This is a genomic window from Myxococcales bacterium, assembly GCA_022184915.1.
GTDB lineage: Bacteria > Myxococcota_A > Polyangia > Fen-1088 > Fen-1088 > JAGTJU01.
The window spans coordinates 185,456-210,168 of the sequence record JAGTJU010000007.1; the positions used below are offsets into that span (position 1 = coordinate 185,456).

Consider the following 24,713-nt stretch of genomic DNA (forward strand, 5'->3'; position numbering starts at 1 on the left):
CCACAGCCGCCGCGCTGATGGTCAGGCAAACCCGCTCCCCTTAGCGAGGCGCCGGACGTACCTCCAGCACGATGAGGGGTAGATGGTCTGTCCCCCGGAGCACGGGACGGAGCGGCGTTTGCCGCGGCAGGCTCTCGTTTTCCCAATCACAACGAGAGTCCTTGTAGGCAAAGACGCTGACCTCATCGCCGGGAAACACGGCCCACATGCCGCCCACACAGCCATGGCGACGAATCGCCAGCACGGGTGCGAGCTTGGCAAGGCGGCCGCGCAGCGACTGAGGCGCCCCGCCTTCGATGGCGCCCCCCCCAGTCCCATCGGGCAACAAGGTCGCGTACGCCACCTCCACGATGACCCTGCCACCCCGCGGATCGGCCAGCACGAAATCGATGCCCGTCTCGCACACGAGCGAGCACGTCTGCAGCATCGGATCGCTCTCGGCGTGCAGTCCGGAGAACTCCATGCGACGGAAGACGGAGCCATCGGTGTCACCAGCCGCCCGGGCGGGCTGGGTAGGTCCCCGGACCCATCCCGTGACGATCACGGGTTCACCATCAGGCACCGAGACCAGATCGGACACCGAGACCCGACGGGGGCGGGCTTCGGCCAGACGGCGCCTCACCGAGCGGCGTCGCATCATCCCCAAGGCCCAGGGCAGCGCCCGACGCCCGCCCAACAAAAAGCCCAACATGCTCACGGTGGACAGCATGAGCCAGATCCACGAGGGGGCTGGCATCGGAGGCTGAACACCCGAAAGCACACCGAGCACCAAGCTCCCCCCGGTAAACGCGCTGGCAACGCACAGCAAACGAAGGCTGGTTGCGAACCGCTCGAGCACGCGCATATGTCCCGCCTGCAGGAGATCCCCTCGCGCTTCGTAAAGCGGTTGAATTCGTCCGAGCTGTGCCACCATCGCCTCCCTTCGCGAGGGCCGTGCAACCCGACGATCGTCCGCAGTGCCAGGTGCTGGCATCGGGGAAGCCAGGAAGACCCAAGGCCTCTCAGCTTCCCCGATGCCCCCCTCGACAGGCCACCGCACTTCGTCTTGGCCTGCCGCTTCCGTCGCCCCCCTACACCTGGTGGCCGTTTCGTCCCCTCGACGCCCCACCTCGACCCGCTCCCCATCCCACCACCGCCACGACGCCCCTCACCTCACGCTCCAGGCTCCACCCACCTCACGCGCCCCGCCCAAGCCCTTGTTCCTCGACGAAAACCGGCCGCCCCATCCCCCAACACCTTGTCCGCCCCGTCGCCCTCGCCCAACCCTCGAACGGGAACTATTCAAGGCGGATGCCAAGGCCTCTGGCCCTGATACCCCAAGAAGGAAACGGTGCTGGGAGACCGCCTCGCGGCTCCCCCGTGACCTCCGTTCCCTGGCCGGTTACCGACACGGATCTCGGGCCGCTCTTCAGCTCGCGATCCGCTCGCGTTTGGCCTCGAGGCCCACGAGTCGCACGAGCTCACGATGGAGACGCCCCACCCGCTCGACCTGCCCCTTGGCGGGGAACCGCTCGTAGAAGCCCTCAGCCCTGAAGGCCCGCACCTCGCCCGCCCAGGGGGCCAGGCGGCGCTCCCACCGCTTGAGGCGGCCTTCGGCGGGCTCTGCATCGACGCGGCTCAAATCCGCGCACACGCGCAACATGGCTTTCAGCGTGACGGGCTTCGTCACCATGTACTGAGGATGGCCCCAGGCCTCTCCCCAAACTTTCTCCGCCGCCTTGAGGAAATCACGAATTTGCTCGTAGACCTTCGTGGCTTCGGCGCCCGGACGGCCGCGCTTCTCGATCGTCTTCCACACGGCGCTCGACCATCGGAGCACCTCGTTGAACAACTCGGCCTGCAAGATCCATTTTTCCTGGCGGCTGCGGCCGCCCAGCCGGTTGATGCGGTATCGCAAGGGGCTATCGGCCTGCGCGTAGAGCAGCTCGACCACCCGCGCTGCGAACTTTTTGTCGGGCGCCGCCCACGACACGCGCTCGTACAGGTCGACCAGATGGCTTTTGTTGATGCGGGTCGGCGTGGAGTTGATGATGACGAACATCTCCGAAGCGAAGTCTTCGCTCTTTCCATCGAAGATGATGCAAGGCACGTGGAGCGTGCGGGCGTCTTCTGGATGCTCCTTCAGGTAGAAGTGCAACGCGGCCAGTCTGTGTTGCCCGTCGATGATGAGGTACTTTCCGCGAGGCGTGTCGAGATTGCCGACGTTGTCGAACTTGCCGACCGGATCGAAGCCCAGCGTTTCGGCGGTGAACAGCAAAACCGTGCCCGGGATGGGTGGCTGCGTGACGGCGGTTTCGTAGAAATTCTTGATCGCGGAGACCTTTTGTTTCGAGAGCTCCCGCTGAAACGCGCCGTCGCTGCGTTCGATGCGCGAGATGAACTGGGCAACGTCGTCACCGGGTGACACCTCTTCCGCGTTGATCTTTTCACCGTCGGCATAAAACCGGCTGATGAACCTCACCTTCGCCAGCAGATCCTCGGGCGGATACGCAACGAAGTAAAAAACACCGTCTTTTTGCCTTACCTGCGTCGCCAGCACGTGGCCCATGTTATCCGAGGAGCCCTGTCACGGGGCAAGGATTTTGGCACTAACAGGCTACGGCGGCGAGACACGGCCCGGGCATGCCCTCACGCCGCGGGGCCTGGGCCTTCAGGCTGCCCGAGGGGCGAGGGCCGTGTCCTCCACCGCCCACAGGTCGGGACGCGTGGCCACGAGTTCCAGGGTGGGACGGCTGTCTTGAAGATAGCGATCGCGGCTGGCTCGGGTGTCACCCCCGCGCGGGGTCATCAGCGGGGCCTCGAGCCTCCATACGCCGTGCCCATCCTCGAGGGCTGCCAACAGGATGTTGATGTCGTTTTGGAAGCCTATCTCGTTGCGGAGATCGCCGGGCTGCACCAGCTGCGCCCGAATTTGGCTCGCGGGCACCACGACTGCGCCCAACCCGCCCAGGACCTCTCGTTCGCCAAACACACGCCCCATCGTATTTCCCCCTGAAATCTCTTGGGTTTCTCGAATGTTAACTCGTTCGACCGGTGCCCCGATCGCCCGAGGCCCCCTCCCTATCGGCGCTGGCGGCGAGGGCCTTGAGGGCCTTCGAAATGCCTTTGAATCTCGGGAGGCTGCGATCCTCTGACGATCCATTTGACACTGAGGGCCGCGCCCCTTATAAGCATCGTCCCCGGCCCCAAACCGGGGTAAGCGAGGATGGCGGAACTGGTAGACGCGCTAGCTTGAGGTGCTAGTGGTTAACAGCCGTGGGGGTTCGAGTCCCCCTCCTCGCACCAAGCGGAGCTCTAGCCCTCGGGCACGGAGCTCCGCTTTCTCTTTTGTGCCTTTGTGCGGTGCCTTGGTGCCTCGGACGGGCTTCAGGCCGGACCCGTGTATCGGGTTTCGATCGCGGCACGCACCCGTGCCCGAGAGCCGACAGGGTCGAGGCGCAGGTCGTGCTCGACTTGCTCGAGCTCCTCCGCCAGCGCCTCGTCTTTGATGCACTCACGGAGCCAGCGAGAATAGTCGTGCCGCTCGAGGTGGTGCAGCCAGGTGAGGTCGTCGACCCCCTCGGCCACCTGAAGAAAGAGCTGCAGATTTTGAACCCGGAGATTGAGCCGCTTGTCCGGGCCCCGGAAGTAAAAACTCTTATCGGGCCCGAGCTGGCCGAAGGCATACTTGCGAATGTGGCGTCGTCGCTCGGTGCGCGGTGTACGCAGCCGAAACCGCTGGGGCTTGAGGCCATCGTCCGGACGCCAGATCAGCGCCTCACCCGCCATGAGTTCTCCCCCGGTGCGACCGGGCTTTGACACCCCGGCCGCAATGGCGAAGTCCATCAAGGTGTCGCGGGCCTGGGCGCCCACGGCCACCGCCGTTCGTACGTGTTTCATCAACGACCGCCGCACGTGGGCGGGGTGAACCGTGATGAGCATGAGACTTTCCATGCGCAGAGGGAGCGTGAGTTCGGTCTGCAACCGAGACTCCGGCAGCACGTGGTGGGCTTCGTCGACCACGATCCAATGAGGCCGACCGTGACGCGCCCTCAATTCCTGCACCCGCGTAAACAGGCTCTCGAAGAACGCAGGGCGATCATCGAACGGCACTTCGAGCAGGTTCACGACGACGTTCTGGTGCGTCGATGCGAGGGACTCGACCACTTCCCGCACGTCGGGTGGATGCCCCTCGCCGAGCACGATGGCTCCCGGCAGGCCTCGGTAGTCTCCCTCGGGATCCAAGATGCAATACTGGTAGTTTCGGTCCGCGAGCTGTTCGATGAGCGTCAAGGCCACGGTAGATTTTCCCGAGCCAGAATGGCCCGCGATGAGCACGGGTTCCGAGAACGCGTCGAGGGTTACGGGCTCGTGCTGCGCGGTTGCGCCCACGTGAAGGAGATTGCGACCGTCGGCGCGTGGGTACAGACGTTTTTCGTCCTCCATGAGGGCCCGCACGACCACCCGCACACCTTCGGCGGCCGGTGCGTGGGCCACGTGGTCGGCCCGGGTCTTCAGCGTCTCGACGGCGTTCCCCACGGCGACACCGGCCTCGCAGGCAGACAGCAACGCGTGATCGTTTTCGCCATCCCCCACCCCGAGCGTGTTGTGAAGCGAATACCCTGAAGACGCCAACGCCGCTGCCAAACCCGACGCCTTGTTCATACCGGTGGGCAACACCATCACCGCCCCCTTATTGAAGATCACCTGCAGCTCGAGCCCCATCTCGCGAATCACATCGAGCACCACGTCCTGGTACGGTTCATGGGTGGCCACCACGACCTGGCCCACCGAGATGGGGACACGCCGGCCACGTAGGGCGCGTACGAACCCCTCGGGCGGTGACTCGCCGAGCGTGCGCATGGCCTTACGCAGGGGCTGGTAGAGTACGCCCCCGTTTTCGCCGACCACCCAATCGAAGAGATCCAGCCGGGGACAGACCGAGGTCAGATCCTCGATCTGGCGACCCGTGACCAGAATGACCCGGCGGCCTGTCCGGCGCAGTGCCTCGAGGCAACTGACGGTGGCGGCTGACACCCGCCCTTGCTCGGCAAGTGTTCCGTCATAGTCACTGGCCAGCACGTGAAAGCGCATGGCCCAACGAACTGCAGGAGGCGCGCCAAGGCGCAACCTCCCCGCCGGGTGGCGGGGCGCTCTTCAGTAAATCGCCACGCCCGCCAGCAGGTCCAGGCCTTCAGCCTCGAAGCTGCCGCCCGAGGGCTGGGACCAAGTCCCGCCAACCCGCAAGCTCAAGGCCAAACGCGTCGTCAGCTCGATTTCGAGCAAGCCGCCAGCGCCCAGCGCGGTGGCACGCTGGCGCCCCGCATCGTCGATTTCGGTATTGAGGGCCGCCACACCTCCGTAGCCACCCAAGTGAACGGGGCCGAGCGGCGGCAGGAAGGCCTGAAGCTCACCGCCGATTTGAGACCGAAAGTATCCCCCCGCCTGGGGCGCTTGTCCGCCCGTGAGCGTGCTCGTGAGCATCAGCCCCAGATTGCGTGTGAGGAAGTACCCGAGCTGGATGTTGGCCCCGGCGCCGGAGACATGTTGGTCCTGGACCCGCGTGGTGACGGAGCCCCCCTCGAGTTTGAAACTGAACCCGCGGCGGTTGAGCGGGGCCCGCTCGAGCCGAAGCAATCCCGCCGCCTCAGCGTCGGAGATCTCGGCACGGCTCACGCCCGCGAGGTCAGCGGGCGTCAGGCTGTCGAGAGGCTGAACCCGCACCGCGCCCGAGGCCTCGGTGAGGTAAACGGGATGGTTTGGTGCCACCACCACGGCGCCGTCGAAGCGTGCCCCCTCCGTGGCCACCGCACCAATCGCGGCACCTGCGGCGGCCAGCACCACCAGCGCCGCCAGGGCCTTGGCGTCACTGGTGCTGTTGCCGCTCGATTTCGAGCCGCCACTGCCGCTGCGAAAACCGCTGCTCGGGCCCGCAGGAGCTGGCGACGGGGAACCTCCCGCCGGAGCTCCGGCCGGGGCGCCCGCGCGGGGCGGTGACGCCACGACGGTCTGTGGCGGGGGCGGAGGCGCGGCGTACCGCGGGCCGGGGCCCAGGTTCGCGCCCAGCATCACGCCCACGTGCACGTTGGACTGCGGCGGCGCCCCGTAGGCGTGCACAGGCGCTCCGTAGGCGTCCACGGGACCTCCGTAGGCGTTCGCAGGCGCCCCGTAGGCCGTGGCCGGAGGTGCGCCGTAGTTCAGCGGGGGGGCGGCGCGCTCGCCAATGCTCTGCACCACCCGGAGGCGCTGGCCACGCGCGGACGGCGGCAGCTCAGCCTGCCGCGCGAGCTCATCGTCGGGGATGCGGTAACGATCCGAAAGGCACCCTGTACCCCCGAAGGCCACCAAGGCGACGAGCGCGACGGCTTTCGTGGTGAACCGGAGGGTGCGGTCTGCGCCGGGCAAAGGCGTAAACCAGGGAGAAAAACGGTGGGAACGTGATGTGGTGGACATGGGCGTTTGGGCCTGGAAGCGAGGGTTGCAGTTTCGACGGACGCGCCCCCAAAAGCATTCTTCACGAGCAACATCGGCGCCCCACGGCCGAAGATCCGGCATGCAGCGGTTCGACAGACGATGGCGCAGGATCCGGCTGGCGTTGGCACTGTGGCTCGTGGGGGGCACGTGGGCTCCTGGGCAAGCGCGGAACAGCATAGCTGCGCCCGGGCTCCGCGTGGCAACCTTCAACGTGCAGGCGCTCTCGAACCGCGACGGCGAGGCGCGGTTCTTCGAGGTGGCGCTGGCCTTGAAGAGCCTCGCCTTCCCAGAGGTCGTGGCGCTTCAAGAGCTCGCGGACGACGACGGGGGACACGACGGGGGCACCACGAGCGCCAGCGCGACGAGCACACGGCTGCTGGGAGCGCTCGCAGCGGCCGGCGGCCCGGCGTACGATGTCGTCGCCTGGGAGCCGGCCGACGGTACCCAGGGCGGACCGCCAGGCGCCAACATTCGGCTGGCGCTGCTCACAACCCTGCCGGTCCTCGCGGCGCGCCCGGCCCTGTCGGCGGCGGAAGAAGCCCCTCACGAAGCCTTCATGGACAGCCGCACCCCCCTCTTCGTGCGGCTCTCGTTCGCCGGAGGGCGCCTCGATGTGCTCGGGGTCCACCTGTCGGCCGGTCCGGCGGCTGCCGACCGCAGAGCCGCGCAGGCCTCGGCCCTGGCGCGCTTCGTCGGATCCAGAGACACAGGGGCCCTCACCCCGCTCGTCGTGCTCGGAGACTTCAATGCGACTCCCCTCGCGGCCGAGCTAGCCCCGCTTCGACACGTTGGGCTCAGGCCCGTTCCTCAGGAGCCTCGCCCCACCCATCGCAGCGGGGCCACGTTCGACCATTTGTGGGTGTCACCCGGTCTTGAACCTGCCGGCCTCGCGCAGGTGTCCGCGTTTTCGATCGCCTCGGACCACGCGCCCGTCTTTGCCGACCTCCTCGTCGTTCCCGGGGGGAATGTGCCAGAGGGAGGATGCCAGGTGACCTCCCGTCCCCCAGGACCCGCTTGCCCGGTCCTCCTCCTGGCCGTGAGCGTTCTCGCCCTCGGCCTTCGTTTTCGGGGCGCGTCCGCGGTCCGCCGCGGCTTCAGGCCGCCGCGGCGGCGTCCACCGCCAGCCCCAACCGAGCCCGCAGGGCGAAGTACTCTTCGCTCAGCGCAAAGCGGACGAGATCCCGCAAGGGTCCGGGCTCGTCCACGTGGGTCCGAAGTTCCTCCTCCGAGAGACTCTGCGGGGGCCTGAACAACGTTCGGCCGAGCACCATCCGCGCCGCCGTGGCGAGATCACCGCAGGCCACGAGCCCTGCGCGATCGGCGGTGTGGTGGACGAGCTCGCGCCACTTCGCCGACGAGAAGGGGTCGTTGCCCATCTCTGCGAAGAGCTCACCGAGACGTTTGGCCACGCGGTAGGGCAAGGCCTTTTTGAGCCGCGCGGCGGCGTCCGAGGCGCTGTCGTTGCCCCGACGACGGGCGTGCCGCGGATGGAAGGCCTTGAGCACGCTGCCGAACAGGTGCGTGAAGGCGCGCGGCGGAATCGCCGCCGCCAGCAGGCCTTCGGGTCGGGTCAATTCGAGCGTCCTTCCGATGGCAAAGCGCTTCTCGGCCGAGCTTCCTTGCGTGGCGAGCACCGAGGGCATGACCACCGCGGCCGGGCGGGTCAGCGCGATCGACATCTCTTCCACCTCGGGGCTCCAGGCCACGTAGAAGCTTGGGCGCTGGTTGTCGAGCGCCTTGCTGATCTCCGCGAAGATCTTGGCGACCTCCTGTTCCGACAGCGGCGAGATCTTGTCTTCCGAAGTCACGCCCAGGGATTCCAAGGAAGGCCCATCAAGGTCCAGGCCGCCCTCCCAGATCGTGGCGAAGACTTCCCCGAGTTGCGTCGCCTCGGGAGCCAGCAGGTAGGCGAAGCGTGCGTCAGCGTCGATCACGCCTGCGTAGGGTTCGTCCGGCTTGAGCGTGCGGGCGGGGTGCGCCGCCAGGAAGGCTTGATCATCGGCCGTGGCCAAGCCCAGCACGTCCAGAACCTCGAGCGTGCAGCGCGCCCAGTCCCGCTTGCCATCCCGGGCAAAGGACTGCGCAACGACCCTCATCGAATCCGCGCGTGTGGGCTCGGCATACGCCAGGGCGCGGTGGTTCGAGATCGCCTCGACGCCCTCTCGCGGCAGCAAGCCCGCAAGGGCGTCTCGAGAGGGGACGTGCTCGGGGTCGATCTGGAGGGCGCGCTCGAAAGCGCGTCGGGCCGCCTCCGGTGCCAGGGAGAGGCGGAAGCGGCCAAGGCGATGCCACAGGTCCACCCGGCGGGCGCGTGCCGCCGGCTTGGCCACTGGGGGCGGCAAGGACGGCAACACCCCTTCGAGTCTAAACACACACGCGTCGGGGGTCCCGAGCTTGTCGTGGACCTCGACCAGCGCCGCCAAGGCGGCTTCGTCACCGTCGTCCTCGTCGAGGCAATCGGACAGAAGCTCGGCCGCGCGCGCGAATTGCTCGTGCGCCACCAAGGTGGCGGCCGCCTCGCGGCGACGCTTGGCTCTCTGACGTGGATCGGCCTCGAGCCCGATGAGCCGCGCCGAGGTCTCGGCCGCTTCCGCGAGCGCAAACGCCGCTTTTTGGAGAGCCAGCGTCTTGTCGAAGAGGGGCACGTCGGCCGGGGTGGGTACCGTAATGAGCGCCGCCGCGCGCTCGTACGCACGCCGCGCTCTTTCGGGGTTCTTTTCGAGCGCGTAGAGGTCGCCCAGGCGCTCGAGCAAGGTGAGCTTCTCTCGGCTCTCGAGGCTCTCGTTGGTCAGCGCTTCGAGGTGCTCGAAGGCCGCATCCAGGGCCCCGGCGTCCATCTCCAGGGCGGCCACACAACGCAGGGCGCGCGCCTCGCGCGGCGCAACGGCCAGCGCCCGTTCAAAGAGGTTTCGTGCCTTGTCGTTCTGCTTGAGCTTGAGGCAACTCTCACCCGCCAAACCGAGCGCCTCTCCGACCTCGTCGGGGTGTAGCGACGCATCGGGGTGCGCGTCGACGTTCTCGAGATGAGAAATGGCCTCGCGCCACTTGCGCACCTCGAAGCGATTGCGCCCCATGGCGATCTTGACCAAGAGACGGCCTGGCTCTCGCTTGTCCGCTTCCTGCAGCTGCCGGTACCCGTCCTCCGGACGTCCAAGTTTTTCGTAGACCTGCGCCAGACGCTGCAGCAGCGGCTCACCGCCTTCGGCCAGCGGCTTGAGGCGGCGAAGGGCCTGCATCAAGCGGCGCTCGGCTTCGGTCCACTGCTGCTCCTCATAATGAACGTTGGCCAAGGCAACGAGCGCGGGGTGATGGTCAGGGGCGCCATCCAGGGCCTGTTCGAGCAGACCCACCGTCTCGGTCGCGTCACGACGCGTGTCCCAGGCGACGCGCGCCAGGTCGGTCAGCACCTCGGCCCGCGCCCCATCGTCTCCGACCCTTTCGAGGTACGCGCGCAGCGTGGCTTCGGCACCCTCGGAATCACCCGCGGACATCTGAACGGAGGCGAGCGCTCGAGCGGCTTCCGCGTTGCAAGGGTCCACCTTCAAGGCACGTTCGAAGGCCTGCTTTGCGCCCAAGGAATCCTCGAGCTGATCGCGCCTGACCCGCCCAACCTCGACGAACGCTAAAGCCGCCTCGAGCGTGTCACCCAACGACTCGGCCTCGTCCGCGCGGGCGCGGGCGAAGGCCTCGAAGTCGTGGTGCTTGAGATGTAGACGCGCCAAAGTCGCGAGCACCTCGGGATGTCGGGGAAGCAGCTGCCGGGCGGCTTCCAGGGACTCGCGCGCCCCTTCGGCGTCGCCCATGTCATCGAGCCGCATGCGGGCAAGCTCGAGGTGGAGGCCGACGAGCCGTTCGGCGGGCTCGTTCGTCTCGGCGAGCCGCTCGATGCGTTGGGACACGAGACGCACGGCCTCGTGCCCAAGCCCTGCGCGACGGAGGTTCCGGAGCAACGCGCCCGCGATCTCGTCGTCGTCCAACATTTCGGGACCGAGGTTGCGCAGGTTCGCGGCGGCGGCGTCCGGGTTTCCGAGTCGCTCCTCGAGCACGCGGGCCCGGCGCTTGATGAGAATCAGGCGCTCCTCGGTCGTGGCAAGCGCGATGCGGGTCTCCAAGATCTCGGCCAAAGACTCCCATCGGCCGAGCGCTTCGTAGAGCCGGTCCAAGGCGGCAAGCGTCTCGGCGTCATCGGGGTGGTCGCCCAACAACGATTCGTAAGCCTCCGCTGCCTTCGAGGGCTGGCCCAGTTCCCTTTCGAAGATATAAGCAAGTCCGACCGCCAGGCGTTTGCGGGCTTCGGGAGACGATTCGAGCTCGAGGCTCCGATGTGTCGAGGACGCTGCCTTCGTCCACAGGTCCACCTTGCCGTAAAGACGCGTGAGATCATCGAGCACCTTGCGGAGCTCGGCCAGCCGCTCGGGATCCTCGGGACCGGCGGGGTCGTCATCGAACTCCGTGAGATAGCGCTCGAGGGTATCGATGGCCTCGTACGGTCGATCGAGGCGCCGATCGTAAAGTGTGGCCAATTCGACGGCCTTTTGCCGGCGCAGGGGTGGCCCAAGTTCGAGCTCGCCGCGTCGCCGTTCCAACAAGCTGGCAAGATCCGCCCACCGCTCGGCGCCTCGGTAGATATCTTCGAGCTGGTCCAAGGCCTTGCGGTCTTGGCTGCGCAGGTTGACGATCGCCAGGTAACGAGCCTCGGCGAGGTCACGCTGTCCCAACCGCTCGCGGAAGGCCGCCACGTCGTGGTGAATCGAAACCGCCTCCTCGGTGTCCATGGACGAGTCCACCGCGCCGAGGAACATGTCACAGACGCGATCCCACGCGTTCTGCTCTTCAGCCAAACGCTCGAGCTGCCGCCGCGCGTCTGGGTGGAAGGGATCGAGCCGGAAGGCGCGTTCGAGAGCCTCGAAGGCTTTGTCGGTCTCCTTCGCGCCTCGCTCCCAGATGTTCGCCACCTCGAGCAAATGCTTTCGGCGCGTCTCGGGGTCCACGGCCGGCAGGAGCGCGTAGGCGTTCGCGAACTCGGCCCAGGCCGACTCGAAGCGCGGCGCCGCACCGGGCCCCGCCGCGGCCCGCGGGGGCGGCGGCGGCGGCGCTTTGGGGACCGGCAAAGGAAGCGATCCTTCGTCCTCATCGGCATCCACCTCCTCGGCATCGTCAAGGTTGATCGTGTCGGTTCTGTCCTCGATCAGGACCGCCGCGGCAGCCCCCAGAGCCGGAAGGGACAGGTGCATCGTGGCGTCGGGATTCGCCCCGAGGTCCACGTCGACGACCAGTTCGGGAACACTGGCGAGGTCAGGCGCTGGCGTCCGATCGAAGCGACCGATGAGCCCACACAGGCGCCAGAGGTGGCCCACGATCTCTTCGTCCGTCGAATCGAGGCGGAAGGCATTCAGATAGGCGCGGAACGCACGAACCCGATCCTTCACCCGTTCTTCCACGACCGCTGCCGCGAGCTTCGCAAAGCGCACCTTCTCTTCGGAGTCCGTGGCACGCGCAAAGAGCTGTCCGTAGACCTTGATGGCATCTTCCCAGCGCCCCGTGCGGGCCGCCAGCCGCAGGATCTCGTCCCGCGCGAGCTCGTCCGCCGGATCCAGCCCGAAGCGGCGGAGCCACTCGTCCATCGCGGCCCCAGGGTCATCGAGGCGTTGCTCGAAGACCTCGGCCCGCCTGCGGAGAAGTTCCGCGCGCTCCTCGCCTCCTGGACGGCCCCGGGCGACGCGCATGTACACGTCGAGCAAAGCGGGGTAGTCACCCGTGAGACCTGCGAGACGCTCGAGCCTCGGCAGGAACGTGGCCCCGTCCGGCTCCACTGCCAGTCCCTGGCGCAACACCTCGAAGGCCCTGGCCGGGCTTTCCATGTTGGTCTCGAAGATCTCGGCAATCCTGCCGGTGATGCGAACCTGTTCGTCCGTGGAGGTCGCGCGGGCCCGTGCAGCCTCGTACACGCCCACGAACTCGAGCCACAGGCCATGGGCCTCTGCCAGAGCCTCGAGACGCTTCCAGGTCTCGGCGTCGCTGGCCTCGCCATGCGCCCGCGCCACCCACGCAAACGCCTTTTTGGGCGACGACAGGCTGCCCTCGAAGGTGTCGGCGATGTCGAACATCAGCCTGCGTCGCGCCTCGGGCGCCTCGGCCAGCGCCAGCAGGCGCTCGTTGACCGCCACGAGTCGCTCGGCTTCGCCGGCGGTGGCGTAAAGCTGAGCCAGGGCCTCGAGCGCCTCGCGATGCTCGGGCGCGAGGCTGACGACGCGCTCGAAAGAGGTGATCGCCCGCTCGGGATCGCCCAGGCGATCCCGATGAATGAGGCCGATCTCCATGGCGAGTGCCACCCGCGCCTCGGCCCCCTCCTCGAGCAGCATCTGCCGCTCGGCCACCCGGGCTACTTTTTGCCAATCGCCGCGGGCCTCGGCCAGGCGCCGCAAGGACGCGAAGGCCTCGACGTTGCGGGGGTCGAGGCCGTCCACGATCTGGTCGAGGACTTCGATGGCATCGACAGGACTTTCGAGGCGAAGCTCGAGAATCTTGGCGCGTTCGAGGGCCAGGGGCACGGCGTCCGCGGGCTTTGCAGAGATCGCCACCCGCCGGCCGAGGGCCTCGGCCAACGGCGCGTATGCGCCGCGGGCGCGGTAAAGACCGCAAACCTGCGCGAGCGCCTCGGCATCGTCGGGCAGAAGGCGAAGGACGGACTCCCACGCCTTTAGCGCTCGGTCGGGCTCGACCAAGGGTCCTGCCGCCAGCGTGGCGAGGCGACGCAAGGCCACGACCTGTACGGCCGCGTCGTCCGCAGCCCGCTCGATCTGCAGCTCGAGAAGCCGCGCCAGCTCGGAGGGACGCTCGAGTTCCTCGTAAAGCGCGGTGAGGGCGTCGAGGGCTCCGGCATCTCCCGGCACGAGCGCCAACACCTGCTCCCACAAATGCGCGGCGGCGTCGGGGCGCTCGAGGTCGGCATGCGTGATGCGCGCCGCCCGCGCCAAGAGCACGGCTTTGTCGGAGTCGGGCAAAAAGCTCGCGTGCTCGATGAGCGTCGCGGCCACCGCTGGCAGGTCGCCCATGGCCTCGAGCATGTCCTCCAAACGGAAGAAAGACTCCCGATCGCCCGGCAGGCGGTTCAAGACCTCGCGGGCCGCCCAGGCAGCGTCCGCAGGGCGTTCGAGCTTTTCTGCGTAAAGCACGCCCAGTCTTCGCAAGAGCTGAACCTGCTCCGGCTTCGGAGCTTGCGCGAGCTGAGCGCGCAGAGCGTCTGCCAACGCGTCCCAGCGGCCCCCCGTCTCGTACACCTCGACGATCGCGCGGAAAGCGCCCGCATCTGCCGGAGCCTCGGCCAAGATGCGCCGGTACGTCTCGACGGCGCGCTCGGGTGCGTTCAGCTTCTCCAGGTAAAGCTTGGCCAAGCGACGCCACGCCTCGATCCGCCGGGCTTCGTCGCTGGCCTGCTCTGCCTCTCGGGCCAGCACGTCCGCCAGGCCATCCCAGCGTTTGTCCTTGAGCAACAACCGCTTTTGCGTCTCGCGGGCTTGTTCGGGCTCGACGCCCAAGTCTTCCAGCTTTCGCCACGCCGTGAGCGCGCGGGTCGTGTCGTTCAAGTGCCGCTCGGCCACGCCGGCAACTTCCTCGAGCCACGTTCCTACCCGGGCGAGGTTCGTCGGACCCTCCCCCGAAAGCGCGCTTTCTGCGGCAAACTCGAGCAGGTCGACCAGCGCGCGGAAATCACCTCGGCGCCGGAAGTGATCGCCGTACGCGCGCAGGGCCGCTTCGTCACCCGGCTCGAGTTGCAAGATCGCGTGCAGGTACACCGCTGCTTGATCCGCATCCCCCAGACGATCGCGATAAAGCGCGGCCAGCTCGCGTAGCAACGGCAAGCGGCTTGCCGGATCCGAGAGCACGGCGAGCTGCCGTTCGCGCAGGTCGGCGAGCTTGGCGTAGTTTTGGCGACTGCTGTAGATCTGCGCGAGGTGCTGGGAGGCCGGCCCGCCCGTGGGCTCGAGACCCACCAGCTCCTCGTAAATCCGCAGCGCTTCGCCCTCGTCCCTCAGGTCGGCGGTGGCCAGCTTGGCGCGCTTGTACAGCCAGGCGACTTTCTCCTCGACCTTCGCCTTCTTCTCCGCTTCGCCATCCGTCGGCTTGGTTGAAAGCTCGGCGGTGCGTTCGCGATAGTACCTGTCCAGGTCTTTGTATCGTCCTGACTGGCGCAGGATCTTCTCGAGGAACGCCGAGCTGTCGTCGTGCCCCGGCTGCGCGGTCAACGCGCGTCTCAGCAAGGCGATGGCACCCTCGAGGTCCCCCCCCTCGTGCCGCCGACGCGCCAGCTGAAAGAACGAACCCGCGGCGCGCTCGCTCGCGTCGCCTTGTCCCGCATAAGCCGGATGAGCCAGGAGGGTGGCCTGCAGCTCCATGGCCCGTTCGTCGCCCGGGCGCAAGCGCAGGGCTTCGGCCAACCGCGCGTCCGCGTTCGGCAGGTCATTTGCTTTCTCGAAGAGAAGCTTCGCACAAGCCGTGAGGAGGTCCGACTTGCGCTTGGGGTCGGTCGTCGCAGCCGCCTCCAAGTCGTAAAGCCGCATGACGCGCGCCCAGTCGCCGAGTGCCTTGTGGATCTTGCGCGCGGACACGACCACGCGCATCGCTTCGGGCGTGAATTCCTGAGCCCGCTGAGGCCCCTGCAAGGCCCGCTCGAGACGCTCGATGTGCCGAGCGAAGAGTTGACTCATCTCCGCGTCCAGAGTGGCCCGGCGTTGAGCGTCACCCGTTTCCACGACCGCGGCCGCGGTCATCTCCAGCATGGTGAGGTATTCGCTGGTACGCCCCTGGTCCCGATAGAGCAGCTTGAGCCGTTCAGCGGCCTTGACGTGACTGCGCTTGCGTTCGAGCGCGTACTGCAGAACGGTCTCGGCACCCTGTGCGTCGGCAAGGTGTTCGAGGCGCGCCTCGGCCGCCAGATAGTAAAGCTCGGCGGCCTCGTCCTCGTCGGCGAGCACCTGCGCGCGCGACTCGTAGAGACTGACGAGTTTATCGAAACGTTGTTTTTCCCGGTAGGCCTTACGCAGCGCCAGGAAGGCTGGCTGCAGCGATGGGTCGTCCTGGAATGCCTGCTCGAACTCGCGGACCGTCGGCATGTCGGTGCTTTTCCCCAAAAACCCTGGCTTTTCCTTTCCTCGTTTTTGAGGAGGAGCCGCAAGGTGTAGGCCAGGTTAACACCACGGCCGAAGGAGGCAAAGGCCTTAACGACCAAGCCGCGCACCTTCAGGGTTGGCGTCCGTATGTGTGGGAAGCCCGAACACACGCGCATCGTGCCCGCGCGCGCGACCGCTCAGCGTGGAGCTTTGAGGCGAATTCCCCCGACGGCGGGCACATTCCGCGACAGGTCCGTGGCGCGCGTCGTAACCCAATACTTCGCGAGCATGTTGGATGTTTCCCAGGGGGGCATCGTTCCGCGGTTCGCGAGAAAACCAAGGAAATCCGCCGTAACTTCCGAAAAGTGCGCTTCGTGGCCGGTGCGCAGGGCCGCAGGGATCAGCACACGAAACGCTGGGCCTTCGGGCTTCATCGTGATGCCCGGAAAGCTGTTTGCCAGCTTGGTGACCAAGACCGCCAGGGCCTCGCCCACAGCCCCCCGCTCTGCAGCTTTCCTGGGAACGACGTAGAGCTCCGGCAAGAATTTTTGATGAATTCCCTGCCTCACCTCCACGCTGGCGCGCGTGCCCCGATAAACGGCGTAGTGCCAATCTCCCGCACCGGGGCGCGCCTTCCAGTTCCACATGGAGGCCATCTTCACGTGGGTGCCCCGCAGCCTGTAGGTGGCCTGGGTATTTGCGTACACCTCGAGCTTGCCGTCGCGAACGGATCCGTTGAGCGATCCGGGGAAAGGCCCGTCCGTCCCGGTCACGGCCTGGAAGTCACGCAAAGAGATTTGGGTGGGCCAGCGCACCGCTGACACCATTTCGACGTCACGCTCGTGATCGAGGGCTTGTTCGGGAGCCAAGGTCCACTGCACCAAATCCACCAGATGCGTGCCCGTGTCTGCCATCCCCTCGCCCTGCTCGCGGCTGTCGAAGAACCACGTGGGTCGAATGTTGGGACGCCCCGCCACCACCTTCATGAAGTGATGAACGTTCTCGATGTAGACACCGGGATCTTCCGCGGTGCCGGGATCGATTCGGCCGAACACCGATTCGTCGTTCACGAGCGCGCGCTGCAGGGCGTTCGTGGGCTCGAAGCGCTCGGTCATGATGTCATACGCCACGAGGCCCTTTGCCTGCGCCTTGCCCAAAACCCGTTGGAGTTGTCCAAACGCTCCCGCCTCGATGATCCACGGCTTGTCAACGAGCACGTGTAGCCCGGCATCGATGGCCGCTTCGATGAGATCGATCTTGGCGGCGTTGCGGCCAGAGATGACCACCACGTTGCCCGGCTTCTCTTTCTGAAAGCGTTCGAGGAAGTCGCCAGTGGCGTGCACCTCGAGCTGCCAGTTGGTGGGCGCCTCGGCGCGAGCGTTGAAGCCCACGATACGCTTGAGATGCTCGGTAAGATCGAAGCCGAGCGGCGCGTATACGTGCACGACAGGGTCCACGTTTTGCAGTGCTTGCTTTTGCACGAGGGCTGCGTGGAAGTGCCCGGGGGCCAAGGTGATGAAGCGTACCGGACCGACGCTCGGGCGCGCGGGGGGACGAACGCTCTCTTTGTTCTGCTCTCGTGCGTTCGCCATGCGCGCGCTTCCCAGCAAAGGCGAGGTCTCGGCCCCCGCCGCCAACGTCACGAACAAGGGCACGAACAAGATCGATGACACACCAAGGGGAGACCGCATCCGGGAACCTTAGCCAAAGGGAAGACCGGGCTCCACCCTGAATCGTTCGGACTTTGAGGGGATCTCGCGCCCCCCGCGCGGCGGCCTACGCGCCTTCCGTTGCCCAATCCCGACGAGAAAGGATTCGCTCGAGGCTCTGTGCCTCGGGGCTGCCTTGCGGCGGAGCATAGTTGTACTCCCAGGTGACCTCAGGCGGAAGCGACATGAGAATGGATTCCACACGTCCGTCGGTCCGCAATCCGAACACAGTTCCCCGATCGTACACCAGGTTGAACTCGACGTAGCGGCCACGGCGGTGAAGTTGCCACCGGCGCTCGCGGTCTCCGTAAGCCATCTCCTTTCGTGCTTGCACGATGGGGGCATAGGCCGACAAAAAGGCATCACCCACCCCACGCACGAACGCAAAGGTCGCCTCAGGGTCATCCTCGAACGCGGCACGCCCGGCCTCCGGTTCCCGCGCTGTGGATTCCGCCCCAGCCCCCAGATAGTCGAAGAACACGCCTCCGATGCCGCGCGGCTCATTGCGGTGGGCAATGAAGAAGTAGCGATCACACCATCGTTTGAACCGGTCGTACGTCGCAGCTCCCCCGGCGTCGCAGGCGCCTTTCAGCGTTCGATGAAAGTGAGCCGCGTCTTCTGGAAAGACATAATACGGCGTGAGATCGGCGCCCCCACCGAACCAGCCCACTCGACCTCGTTCGATGCGACGAAAGTTTGCGTGCACCGTCGGAACGTAGGGATTGCGGGGATGAACGACGAGCGAAATGCCGCTGGCGCGAAACGACGAGCCCTCCCCAGGAAGGCTGCCCCCGAAGTCGGGGCGCAGGGTTCCGTGCACATCGGAGAAGTTGACGCCCGCTTTCTCGAACACGGTGCCACCACTCAAAACACGGCTGCGCCCCCCCCCTCCTCCGTCCCGCTGCCACGTATCCTCACGAAAGGTTCCCCCGTCGAGCGTCGCGAGGCCTTCACAAATGCGGTCCTGGAGCGACTGGAAATACGAAATGGCGGAATTCATCAAGCTGCTCATCGTGTCTTCTCCCCCGGGCGGCGATCGCCTCCCACGGTTTTCACGAGCGTGAGCGGTTGCTGCCACCGGAAATGGCGTCCAACGCCACGTTTACACTGTCAGTGTCGGCTCCTGCCAGTGGATTCTGCGGCGGCGGGGGCGCCCCACCGCGAAGCCGAACCACCCGGGCCGAGACGTCCGCGTAACCCGGATCGCGGCGGGCCACCTTCTCGAAAAAATAAAGGGCTTCCTTGCCGTCCCCGAGGGCCTCGAACACACGTCCAAGTTGAAAATAGATCTGCGTGGACTCCTTTTCGGAAATGCCACCTCGGTTCAGAGCCTTCTTGTAGTGAATCACCGCTTCGGGCAGTGCGCCCTTGGCCTCGAAGCATTCCCCAATCATGGCGAGGGCGTAGATCTCTCGCTCGGGATCGTGGGCCAGCAATCGGAATTCCTTGATGGCTGCATCGTAAAGACCCATTTCTTTGTAGGCGATGCCCAGGTCGCCGTGTGTCCCGGCGTCGGGTTGCCCGCCGCTCGCCACCACGGCCCGTGGTGCGTAGAAGAGTGGCTCAGAGGCGACCGAAGGCACCGGCTGAGGCACCGCACCCGCTTCGAGCCCCCGCAGCCTCGCGAGCCGCTCCGCCAGCGCGGGATGCCGGGGATAACGCGCCACGAGGTCCTGAAGCAGACTCTGCGCCTCTTCGCTCAGGCCTTCGGCCAGGAAGAAGTCCACCTGCTCGAGGTCTGCCGTCAAAGCCGCCTCCGAAAAGCCTTCGGCCGACGTATGTTCGACACGATCGAACTCCTCGAAGGTGGGTAAAGTCACCTCCGTGGTGGGAGGCGACCAGTCGTCGGGATCGGGTTCGGAGGGGGGCGGCCACCCTGCGGAGGCGGGTGGCTTTTCCGCACGCAACCCGGATTGCGTCGCCAAGTCCGTCAGCGGCACATAGCTCCTGGGCGCGTCCACCGCGTACGCCGACGTTTCGTCTTCAAGGATCTCGGCGTCGAGCGCGTCGACCTCGAGGATCTCACTCGAGGTGTCGGTCACGGGCATGCCGAATTCGGGAGACGCACCCGACTCGGCCGTGGCGTCGGTCGCGTCCTCGGCGCCTAACCTCGTGGCAGCGGCCTGCTTCGTGTAGAGCTCGGCCCGTGCGGGATCCGCGTAGCGGAATTGCTCGCCGAGGAGCGCGTACTGGGTTGCCGCCTCGTTGTTCCTCCCGAGCTGAACGAGCGTGTAGGCCAGGCGTTCGCGCGCGCCCACGTGATCAGGCATGAGGTCGAACACCTTGCGCACGTGATCGACGGCGCGATCGAGCAGGTTGTACTTGATGAAAAGATCCGCCTCTGAAAGCAGGCGCTCCACCTCGTCCGTGGAGTTCGGGGCCAACGGCGAACGCCCCTGGCCCGTGGAGATCTCCGACGAGGACGCGCCCACGGCCGCCACGGTCGAGCTCGACTCTCGCGGGATCAGAAACTGCGGGACGGCCATCTCACTGAAGGTGATCGCGGGGCTCACGGCAGACTCGGCAACCTGCCGAACAGAGAGCGCAGGCTGGGCCCGCGAGGTCTCGAGGCGGGCCTCGTCGTCGGAGGGATCCAACGCCAGCACACGCTTGAACGCGGCCAAGCTCTCGGCGTGGCGCCCGGCCTCTTTGTGTAGACGCCCCAGCTCTTTGGTGACCGAGAGAGTCTTTGCGACCTGACCCAATTGCTCGAAGGCACGCGCCAGGAGCTGCAACGTGTCCAGGTCCTTGGGATTGGCGTTGAAGCAAGGCTGGAGCTTGGACAGCGCAAACCGTGCGTTGCCGCGTTCGATGTAGGCTGCCGCAGCCTCTTTCGCGAACGCCAGGTCCGTGGGCGCGTGCGTTAAGAGGCGTTCGGCCACGCGCAAGAACTCGTCTGTGCGCCCCTGCGCTTTCAGTTGCTCGGCCGCCAGCCGAAACGACTTCACCGCCTCGTCCTTGAGGCCCGCTTGGGACGCCGCCTCGGCGAGCTTGATGCGTGCCAGCACGTGCTCGGGGTTGAGATCAACGATGCGACGCATCGCGCCCATCGCCTCGGATACCTTGCCCAGCTTTTGGTAGACGCCTGCGGCCAGCTCGTACTGCTGCATTGCGTCTGATAGCAACCCCAGCTGCCGGAACAGATCGGCCAACTTGAAGTGCGCATCGACGAAGCCGGGCGTCAGCTTCAGCAAGTTCTTGTAGACGGCCACGGCGCGCTGAAAGAAGCCTTGGTCCGTGTAGATTTCAGCGGTTTTGAGGTAGACGTCTCGCGCCTCCTCCTTGCGATTCCGCTTGATCTGGATCTCGGCGATTTTTAGCCAAACGCGGGTGTCCTTCGGATCTTCCTCCGCCGCCTTTTGGTAATCGGACAAAGCCTTTTCAAGGCTTCCTCGTTCGAGGTGCTTCTGGGCCGAAGCAAGGAATTTGTCCTTTTTGCTCACGACGAAAACCGGCCTGCGCGGGACGAGTTTGACAGTCTTACCGGGAACTTAGGCGCTGTAAAGCAAACACGAATCCGGGACGCACCCATCCCCCCTCTCCCTTTCGTCCGATAAGCCACGCCACTTGACCATCCCATGCGCGCCGCAGTGTCGATTCTTACACTGTGCGCCTTGGTTAGAGCCCGGGCCTACATGCGTTCGAGGAAGTGTGTGTCGATGCGACCCGCGCGAAACTCGGGGTGTGCCAGCAAGCGCTTGTAGAAGTCCACGTTCGTCTTGCAGCCCTCCACCTCGAACTCGTCGAGGCAGCGGCGCAGGCGATCGATCGCCAAGGGCCGTGTATCGGCGCGCACGATCAGCTTCGCCAAAAGCGAGTCGTAGAACGGAGGCACGCGATAGCCTTGATAGATGTGCGTGTCGATCCGCACGCCCAAGCCACCCGGCATGCGGAGCCCCGTGATGAGGCCTGGCGAGGGCGCAAAGGTGTTCGGATCCTCGGCGTTGATCCGCAGCTCGATCGAGTGGCCCTTCGGGCGAAGATCGTCCTTGAGGCGCAGCGGTTGCCCCGCTGCCAGTTCGATCTGGGTGCGCACCAGATCAACGCCGAAGACCTCTTCGGTCACCGTGTGTTCAACCTGGATGCGGGTGTTCATTTCCATGAAGTAGAAGCGGCCCTTCTCATCGAGGAGGAACTCGAGGGTACCGACAGTCTTGTACTTCAGGGCCTGCGTGGCCTGCTTGGCCACCTTCATGAGCTCGGCGCGCGTTTTGTCGTCGAGCGCCACCGAGGGAGCCTCTTCCACCAGCTTCTGGTGCCGGCGCTGAATCGAACACTCGCGCTCTCCTAGCGCCACGGCGTTCTCGCCGTCGCCGAGCACTTGGACCTCGATGTGCCGCGGCCGCCCCACGTAACGCTCGATGTACACCGCCGGGTTGGAGAACCCCGCTTGGGCTTCCGAACGAGCCGCGGCGAGCTGCGACGGCAGCTGCTTGCGGTCGTTCACGATCTTCATCCCCCGCCCACCGCCGCCGCCGACGGCCTTGATGATCACCGGGAGACCGATCCGGTCCACGGCGTCTTCGGCTTCGTCGTCGGATTGCACCACGCCGGTTCCTGGAAGCACGGGAACACCTGCTGCCGTCATGGTGTTCCGGGCTTGGACCTTGTCGCCCATCATGCGGATGACCGAAGGCTGCGGCCCGATCCACGCGAGGCCGCATTTCTGTACGACCTCGGCAAACTCGGCGTTCTCCGACATGAACCCGTAGCCCGGGTGAATCGCATCGGCGTGGGTCACCTCGGCAGCGCTGATGAGCGCCGGAATCGAGTTGTAACTTTGCCGGGCGGGAGGAGGCCCGATACACACCTTTTCGTCAGCGCGCCGCACGTGCAACGCATCGGCATCCGCCGTGGAGTGAACCGCCACGGTGCGAATACCCATTTCTTTGCATGCACGAATGACTCGAAGGGCAATTTCCCCTCGGTTCGCGATCAGAACCTTCTTGAACACGGAGAACGTCCAGGAACCGTTGCGGCCTTGAGGGGTTAAATCTTTTCCAGCCGGAAGAGCGGCTGGCCGTATTCGACGTGCTCGCCGTTCTTGACCAGAACCTCGATGAGCTTGCCGTCAGCCTCGGCTTCGATCTCGTTCATGAGCTTCATGGCCTCGACGATGCACACCACCTGGCCCTTGCGGACGGTCTGGCCTACCTCGACGAAAGGCGCCGACTCCGGGTTTGCAGCACGGTAGAACGTGCCCACGAAGGGTGATGCGATGAGCACCCCGTCTTCGACGGCCTTTTCCGTCGCCTTGGCAAGGTCTTGGGCGCTCGGGCTCGGAGCGGCAACCAGGCTGAGAGGGGCGGCGGCCACCACGGGGGCGGAGGCCACCCGAGCGCTGCTCGCCGGCACGCGGGTGATGCACACGCCACCGTCGGGGTTGAGCTCGATCGATTCGAGGTCGTACTCGTTCGCGATGCGGGCGAGATCCCGCAAGAGCTTCAAGTCGAAACCATGGGGAGGCCCACTTGCCCCGGCTGAGCCTTTCTGAGCCTGGGGCGCCGTGGCCGCACGGGCGGTGGCGGTGGAAACGGACCGCTTGCTGGCGGTCCCTTTGCGCTTCGTCATCGCGATTCGGATCCTTTCTGAGACATCATGGAGAGCTGCTTCGAGAGCTCGATGGCGGCCTGCACGCCCAATCGGTAGCCAAGGGCCCCGAACCCCGCGATTTGCCCCACCACGACCGCGCCGAGCAGCGAACGATGCCTGAAATCTTCGCGCTTGGCCAGATTCGAAAGATGAACTTCCACCACCGGCAGCTCGGAGGCGGCCAGCGCATCCCGGAGCGCCACCGAGGTATGGGTGTAGCCACCGGCATTGATGACGATGGCCGACGCGGTCTGGCGCGCCTGCTGGACGAGGTCGATGAGGACCCCCTCGTGGTTCGACTGGAACGGAACCACCTCGACACCCGCCTCTTCCCCCAGGGCTACCAGCTCCGCATTGATGTCGTCGAGGGTGGCGTGCCCGTAGATGTGCGGCTCGCGGGTCCCGAGAAGGTTCAGGTTCGGGCCGTGGAGCACGACCACCCGGTGGCGCGGAACATCCAGAGAGGCCAGCGCCGGCCCCTGGCGCGAGCGTTCCGGGCTGGCTGACGCCCCTCGCTTGCCCGCTTTGCCCGTCGCGCTTGTTTTGCCCGCTTTAGAGCCGGCCATTAGAGCTCCGCCTGGATGACGGGGGCCGAGATTCTGAGCAAATAGCGCGCTTTTCCCAGGTTTCCTTCCGGTTTCATGGCGCACGCGAGAAAATATTCGTCGTCCAGCACGCGGACCAACACAGCGAGCTCGTCGGTCTTCAGGGTGACCTCCTGCAGGCCTCCGACCTCGAGCAACTCAGCCGCCCTGCGCACCTGGGTGAGCACGTGCGCGAACTCCATGCCCACCGTGTTGATGTCGGTGGTCGCCGGCGGACGCGTGTACGCTTCGACGGAGATCCCGTCGAAGCCCATCAGGATGCCTGCGAGGCCCCCGTCCACCCGATCCACAACCTTTTGAATTGTTTCGCGAAACATGGCCGCTCGTGGCCTTCTAATCCCCCGCTTCACCCGGTGTCAAGCGGCCCCTCGTCGAGGCCGCGCCCGAATTACGGGGAGGTGGCGGGCGGCGGCTGGGGGCGGCCGGGGCATTCGAGCTTGGTGGAGTTGTCCGCCAGTTGACGTTCGCAACACAAGATCAGCGAATCCTGCGCGGGGTTGCAGGCGTTGCCGCTGTAAGGATTTGCGCTCAGCGCCGTGCATTTTGGGACTTTCGGATAGTCGAACACGGCGAAAGCCTCTTGGTAGCCGCGTTGCAGACAGCCCTTGCACACGCGCACCGCGTACTCGAAGGGGTCCGACTCGACGGTCTTGCCCGCGTGGCGCCCAATGGCCCTCACCACGGCCCGAAACTGCACGAGGGCTGCGGGGTCATCTGGCAAGGTGCCCTGGTTGAACATCGCGCGAAGCGTGGCGGAGTGGCAGGGCTGGAACACCCGCACCATGGAGCTCCTTTCCTCGTCGGGGGCCAAGCTCACCCGCTCGCTCTCGGCGAACGCGCTCGGACACGCTTCGGTCGACGGAAACGTGATGCCGGGGGGCGGCTCGATCTGCACTTCCACGCCCGTGTACTCGATGCGGTTGAGCTCGACGGCGTTGTCCTCGCTGATCGCGGGCAGGTTGTTCCTGACCAGCGGGAACATGAAAAATGGGTAGTCCTGATCCAGATCGACGTCGTAGACCCCGCTGAAGCGGCGCAGGTTGTCCCTCTTGCTGGGGATGATGCAAGCGCCGTCTTCGGTCTCCGGTACCTGGTTCTGCACGATCACCAGCGAGCTGTTCACGTCGGCGGAGCAGCTCGCGAGCGCTGGCAGCCCCCCGGCGGCCAAGGCCAGGACTCGGGCCAGGACGCCGGTCGCCCGGCCCCTCGTTGCAGCGCCTCGTTTTCGCTCTGTGCGGATCATC

General features: G+C 66.1%; 14 protein-coding genes and 1 tRNA gene. 1 reads left to right on the forward strand and 14 read right to left on the reverse strand.

All coding sequences use genetic code 11. The features are described from left to right. Window positions 1-40: 40 nt before the first annotated feature. The 3 genes from KA712_23355 to KA712_23365 form a co-directional block, all read right to left on the reverse strand. Window positions 41-913, reverse strand: a complete 873-nt coding sequence (locus tag KA712_23355) for a hypothetical protein (protein MCG5055906.1) — start codon at window positions 911-913, stop codon at window positions 41-43. Between the two features lie 495 nt (window positions 914-1,408). Next, on the reverse strand, window positions 1,409-2,539 hold the full coding sequence (locus tag KA712_23360; protein ID MCG5055907.1) for a DGQHR domain-containing protein: 1,131 nt from the start codon (window positions 2,537-2,539) through the stop codon (window positions 1,409-1,411). 111 nt (window positions 2,540-2,650) lie between these two features. Then, window positions 2,651-2,980 carry a hypothetical protein gene (locus tag KA712_23365; protein MCG5055908.1) on the reverse strand — a complete coding sequence of 110 codons (330 nt, stop codon included), beginning with the start codon at window positions 2,978-2,980 and terminating at the stop codon, window positions 2,651-2,653. A 219-nt stretch (window positions 2,981-3,199) separates the two neighbouring features. On the opposite strand from KA712_23365, the gene KA712_23370 reads away from it, so the two are divergent. After that, window positions 3,200-3,285 (forward strand) — tRNA-Leu (locus tag KA712_23370). A gap of 81 nt (window positions 3,286-3,366) precedes the next feature. Here the strand turns inward: KA712_23370 and KA712_23375 are convergent. The 11 genes from KA712_23375 to KA712_23425 all read right to left on the reverse strand — a co-directional run bounded on the left by KA712_23375 (window position 3,367) and on the right by KA712_23425 (window position 24,712). Next, window positions 3,367-5,073 carry an HAD family hydrolase gene (locus tag KA712_23375; GenBank protein MCG5055909.1) on the reverse strand — a complete coding sequence of 569 codons (1,707 nt, stop codon included), beginning with the start codon at window positions 5,071-5,073 and terminating at the stop codon, window positions 3,367-3,369. Between the two features lie 63 nt (window positions 5,074-5,136). Then, the gene (locus KA712_23380) at window positions 5,137-6,432 is read right to left on the reverse strand and encodes a hypothetical protein (protein MCG5055910.1); all 1,296 of its coding nucleotides are present in this window, start codon (window positions 6,430-6,432) and stop codon (window positions 5,137-5,139) included. 1,115 nt (window positions 6,433-7,547) lie between these two features. After that, window positions 7,548-15,566 (reverse strand): tetratricopeptide repeat protein, encoded by an 8,019-nt coding sequence (locus KA712_23385; protein MCG5055911.1) that lies wholly within the window; start codon window positions 15,564-15,566, stop codon window positions 7,548-7,550. 194 nt (window positions 15,567-15,760) lie between these two features. Next, window positions 15,761-17,254, reverse strand: coding sequence for a hypothetical protein (locus KA712_23390; GenBank protein MCG5055912.1), 1,494 nt, complete (start codon window positions 17,252-17,254; stop codon window positions 15,761-15,763). Between the two features lie 85 nt (window positions 17,255-17,339). Then, window positions 17,340-18,284 (reverse strand): oxygen-dependent coproporphyrinogen oxidase, encoded by a 945-nt coding sequence (gene hemF / locus KA712_23395; protein ID MCG5055913.1) that lies wholly within the window; start codon window positions 18,282-18,284, stop codon window positions 17,340-17,342. 40 nt (window positions 18,285-18,324) lie between these two features. Further along, window positions 18,325-20,715, reverse strand: a complete 2,391-nt coding sequence (locus KA712_23400; GenBank protein ID MCG5055914.1) for a tetratricopeptide repeat protein — start codon at window positions 20,713-20,715, stop codon at window positions 18,325-18,327. A 188-nt stretch (window positions 20,716-20,903) separates the two neighbouring features. Further along, the gene (gene accC, locus KA712_23405; protein ID MCG5055915.1) at window positions 20,904-22,226 is read right to left on the reverse strand and encodes an acetyl-CoA carboxylase biotin carboxylase subunit; all 1,323 of its coding nucleotides are present in this window, start codon (window positions 22,224-22,226) and stop codon (window positions 20,904-20,906) included. A gap of 35 nt (window positions 22,227-22,261) precedes the next feature. After that, window positions 22,262-22,843 carry an acetyl-CoA carboxylase biotin carboxyl carrier protein gene (gene accB, locus KA712_23410; protein MCG5055916.1) on the reverse strand — a complete coding sequence of 194 codons (582 nt, stop codon included), beginning with the start codon at window positions 22,841-22,843 and terminating at the stop codon, window positions 22,262-22,264. Beyond that, window positions 22,840-23,430 carry a type II 3-dehydroquinate dehydratase gene (aroQ, locus tag KA712_23415; GenBank protein ID MCG5055917.1) on the reverse strand — a complete coding sequence of 197 codons (591 nt, stop codon included), beginning with the start codon at window positions 23,428-23,430 and terminating at the stop codon, window positions 22,840-22,842. Before aroQ ends, accB begins: the two co-directional genes overlap by 4 nt. Next, window positions 23,430-23,786, reverse strand: coding sequence for a hypothetical protein (locus tag KA712_23420; protein MCG5055918.1), 357 nt, complete (start codon window positions 23,784-23,786; stop codon window positions 23,430-23,432). Before KA712_23420 ends, aroQ begins: the two co-directional genes overlap by 1 nt. Window positions 23,787-23,857: 71 nt before the next feature. After that, window positions 23,858-24,712, reverse strand: coding sequence for a hypothetical protein (locus KA712_23425; protein MCG5055919.1), 855 nt, complete (start codon window positions 24,710-24,712; stop codon window positions 23,858-23,860). Between the last annotated feature and the right edge of the window lies 1 nt (window position 24,713).

Excerpts from the sequence above, each read along its gene's own strand:
- KA712_23365 (MCG5055908.1), bottom strand. The coding sequence starts at position 2,980 with ATGGGGCGTGTGTTTGGCGAACGAGAGGTCCTGGGCGGGTTGGGCGCA.
- KA712_23380 (MCG5055910.1), bottom strand. The coding sequence starts at position 6,432 with ATGTCCACCACATCACGTTCCCACCGTTTTTCTCCCTGGTTTACGCCT.
- KA712_23390 (MCG5055912.1), bottom strand. The coding sequence starts at position 17,254 with ATGCGGTCTCCCCTTGGTGTGTCATCGATCTTGTTCGTGCCCTTGTTC.
- KA712_23355 (MCG5055906.1), bottom strand. The coding sequence starts at position 913 with ATGGTGGCACAGCTCGGACGAATTCAACCGCTTTACGAAGCGCGAGGG.
- hemF (MCG5055913.1), bottom strand. The coding sequence starts at position 18,284 with ATGAGCAGCTTGATGAATTCCGCCATTTCGTATTTCCAGTCGCTCCAG.
- accB (MCG5055916.1), bottom strand. The coding sequence starts at position 22,843 with ATGACGAAGCGCAAAGGGACCGCCAGCAAGCGGTCCGTTTCCACCGCC.
- KA712_23385 (MCG5055911.1), bottom strand. The coding sequence starts at position 15,566 with ATGCCGACGGTCCGCGAGTTCGAGCAGGCATTCCAGGACGACCCATCG.
- KA712_23375 (MCG5055909.1), bottom strand. The coding sequence starts at position 5,073 with ATGCGCTTTCACGTGCTGGCCAGTGACTATGACGGAACACTTGCCGAG.
- KA712_23420 (MCG5055918.1), bottom strand. The coding sequence starts at position 23,786 with ATGTTTCGCGAAACAATTCAAAAGGTTGTGGATCGGGTGGACGGGGGC.
- aroQ (MCG5055917.1), bottom strand. The coding sequence starts at position 23,430 with ATGGCCGGCTCTAAAGCGGGCAAAACAAGCGCGACGGGCAAAGCGGGC.
- KA712_23425 (MCG5055919.1), bottom strand. The coding sequence starts at position 24,712 with ATGATCCGCACAGAGCGAAAACGAGGCGCTGCAACGAGGGGCCGGGCG.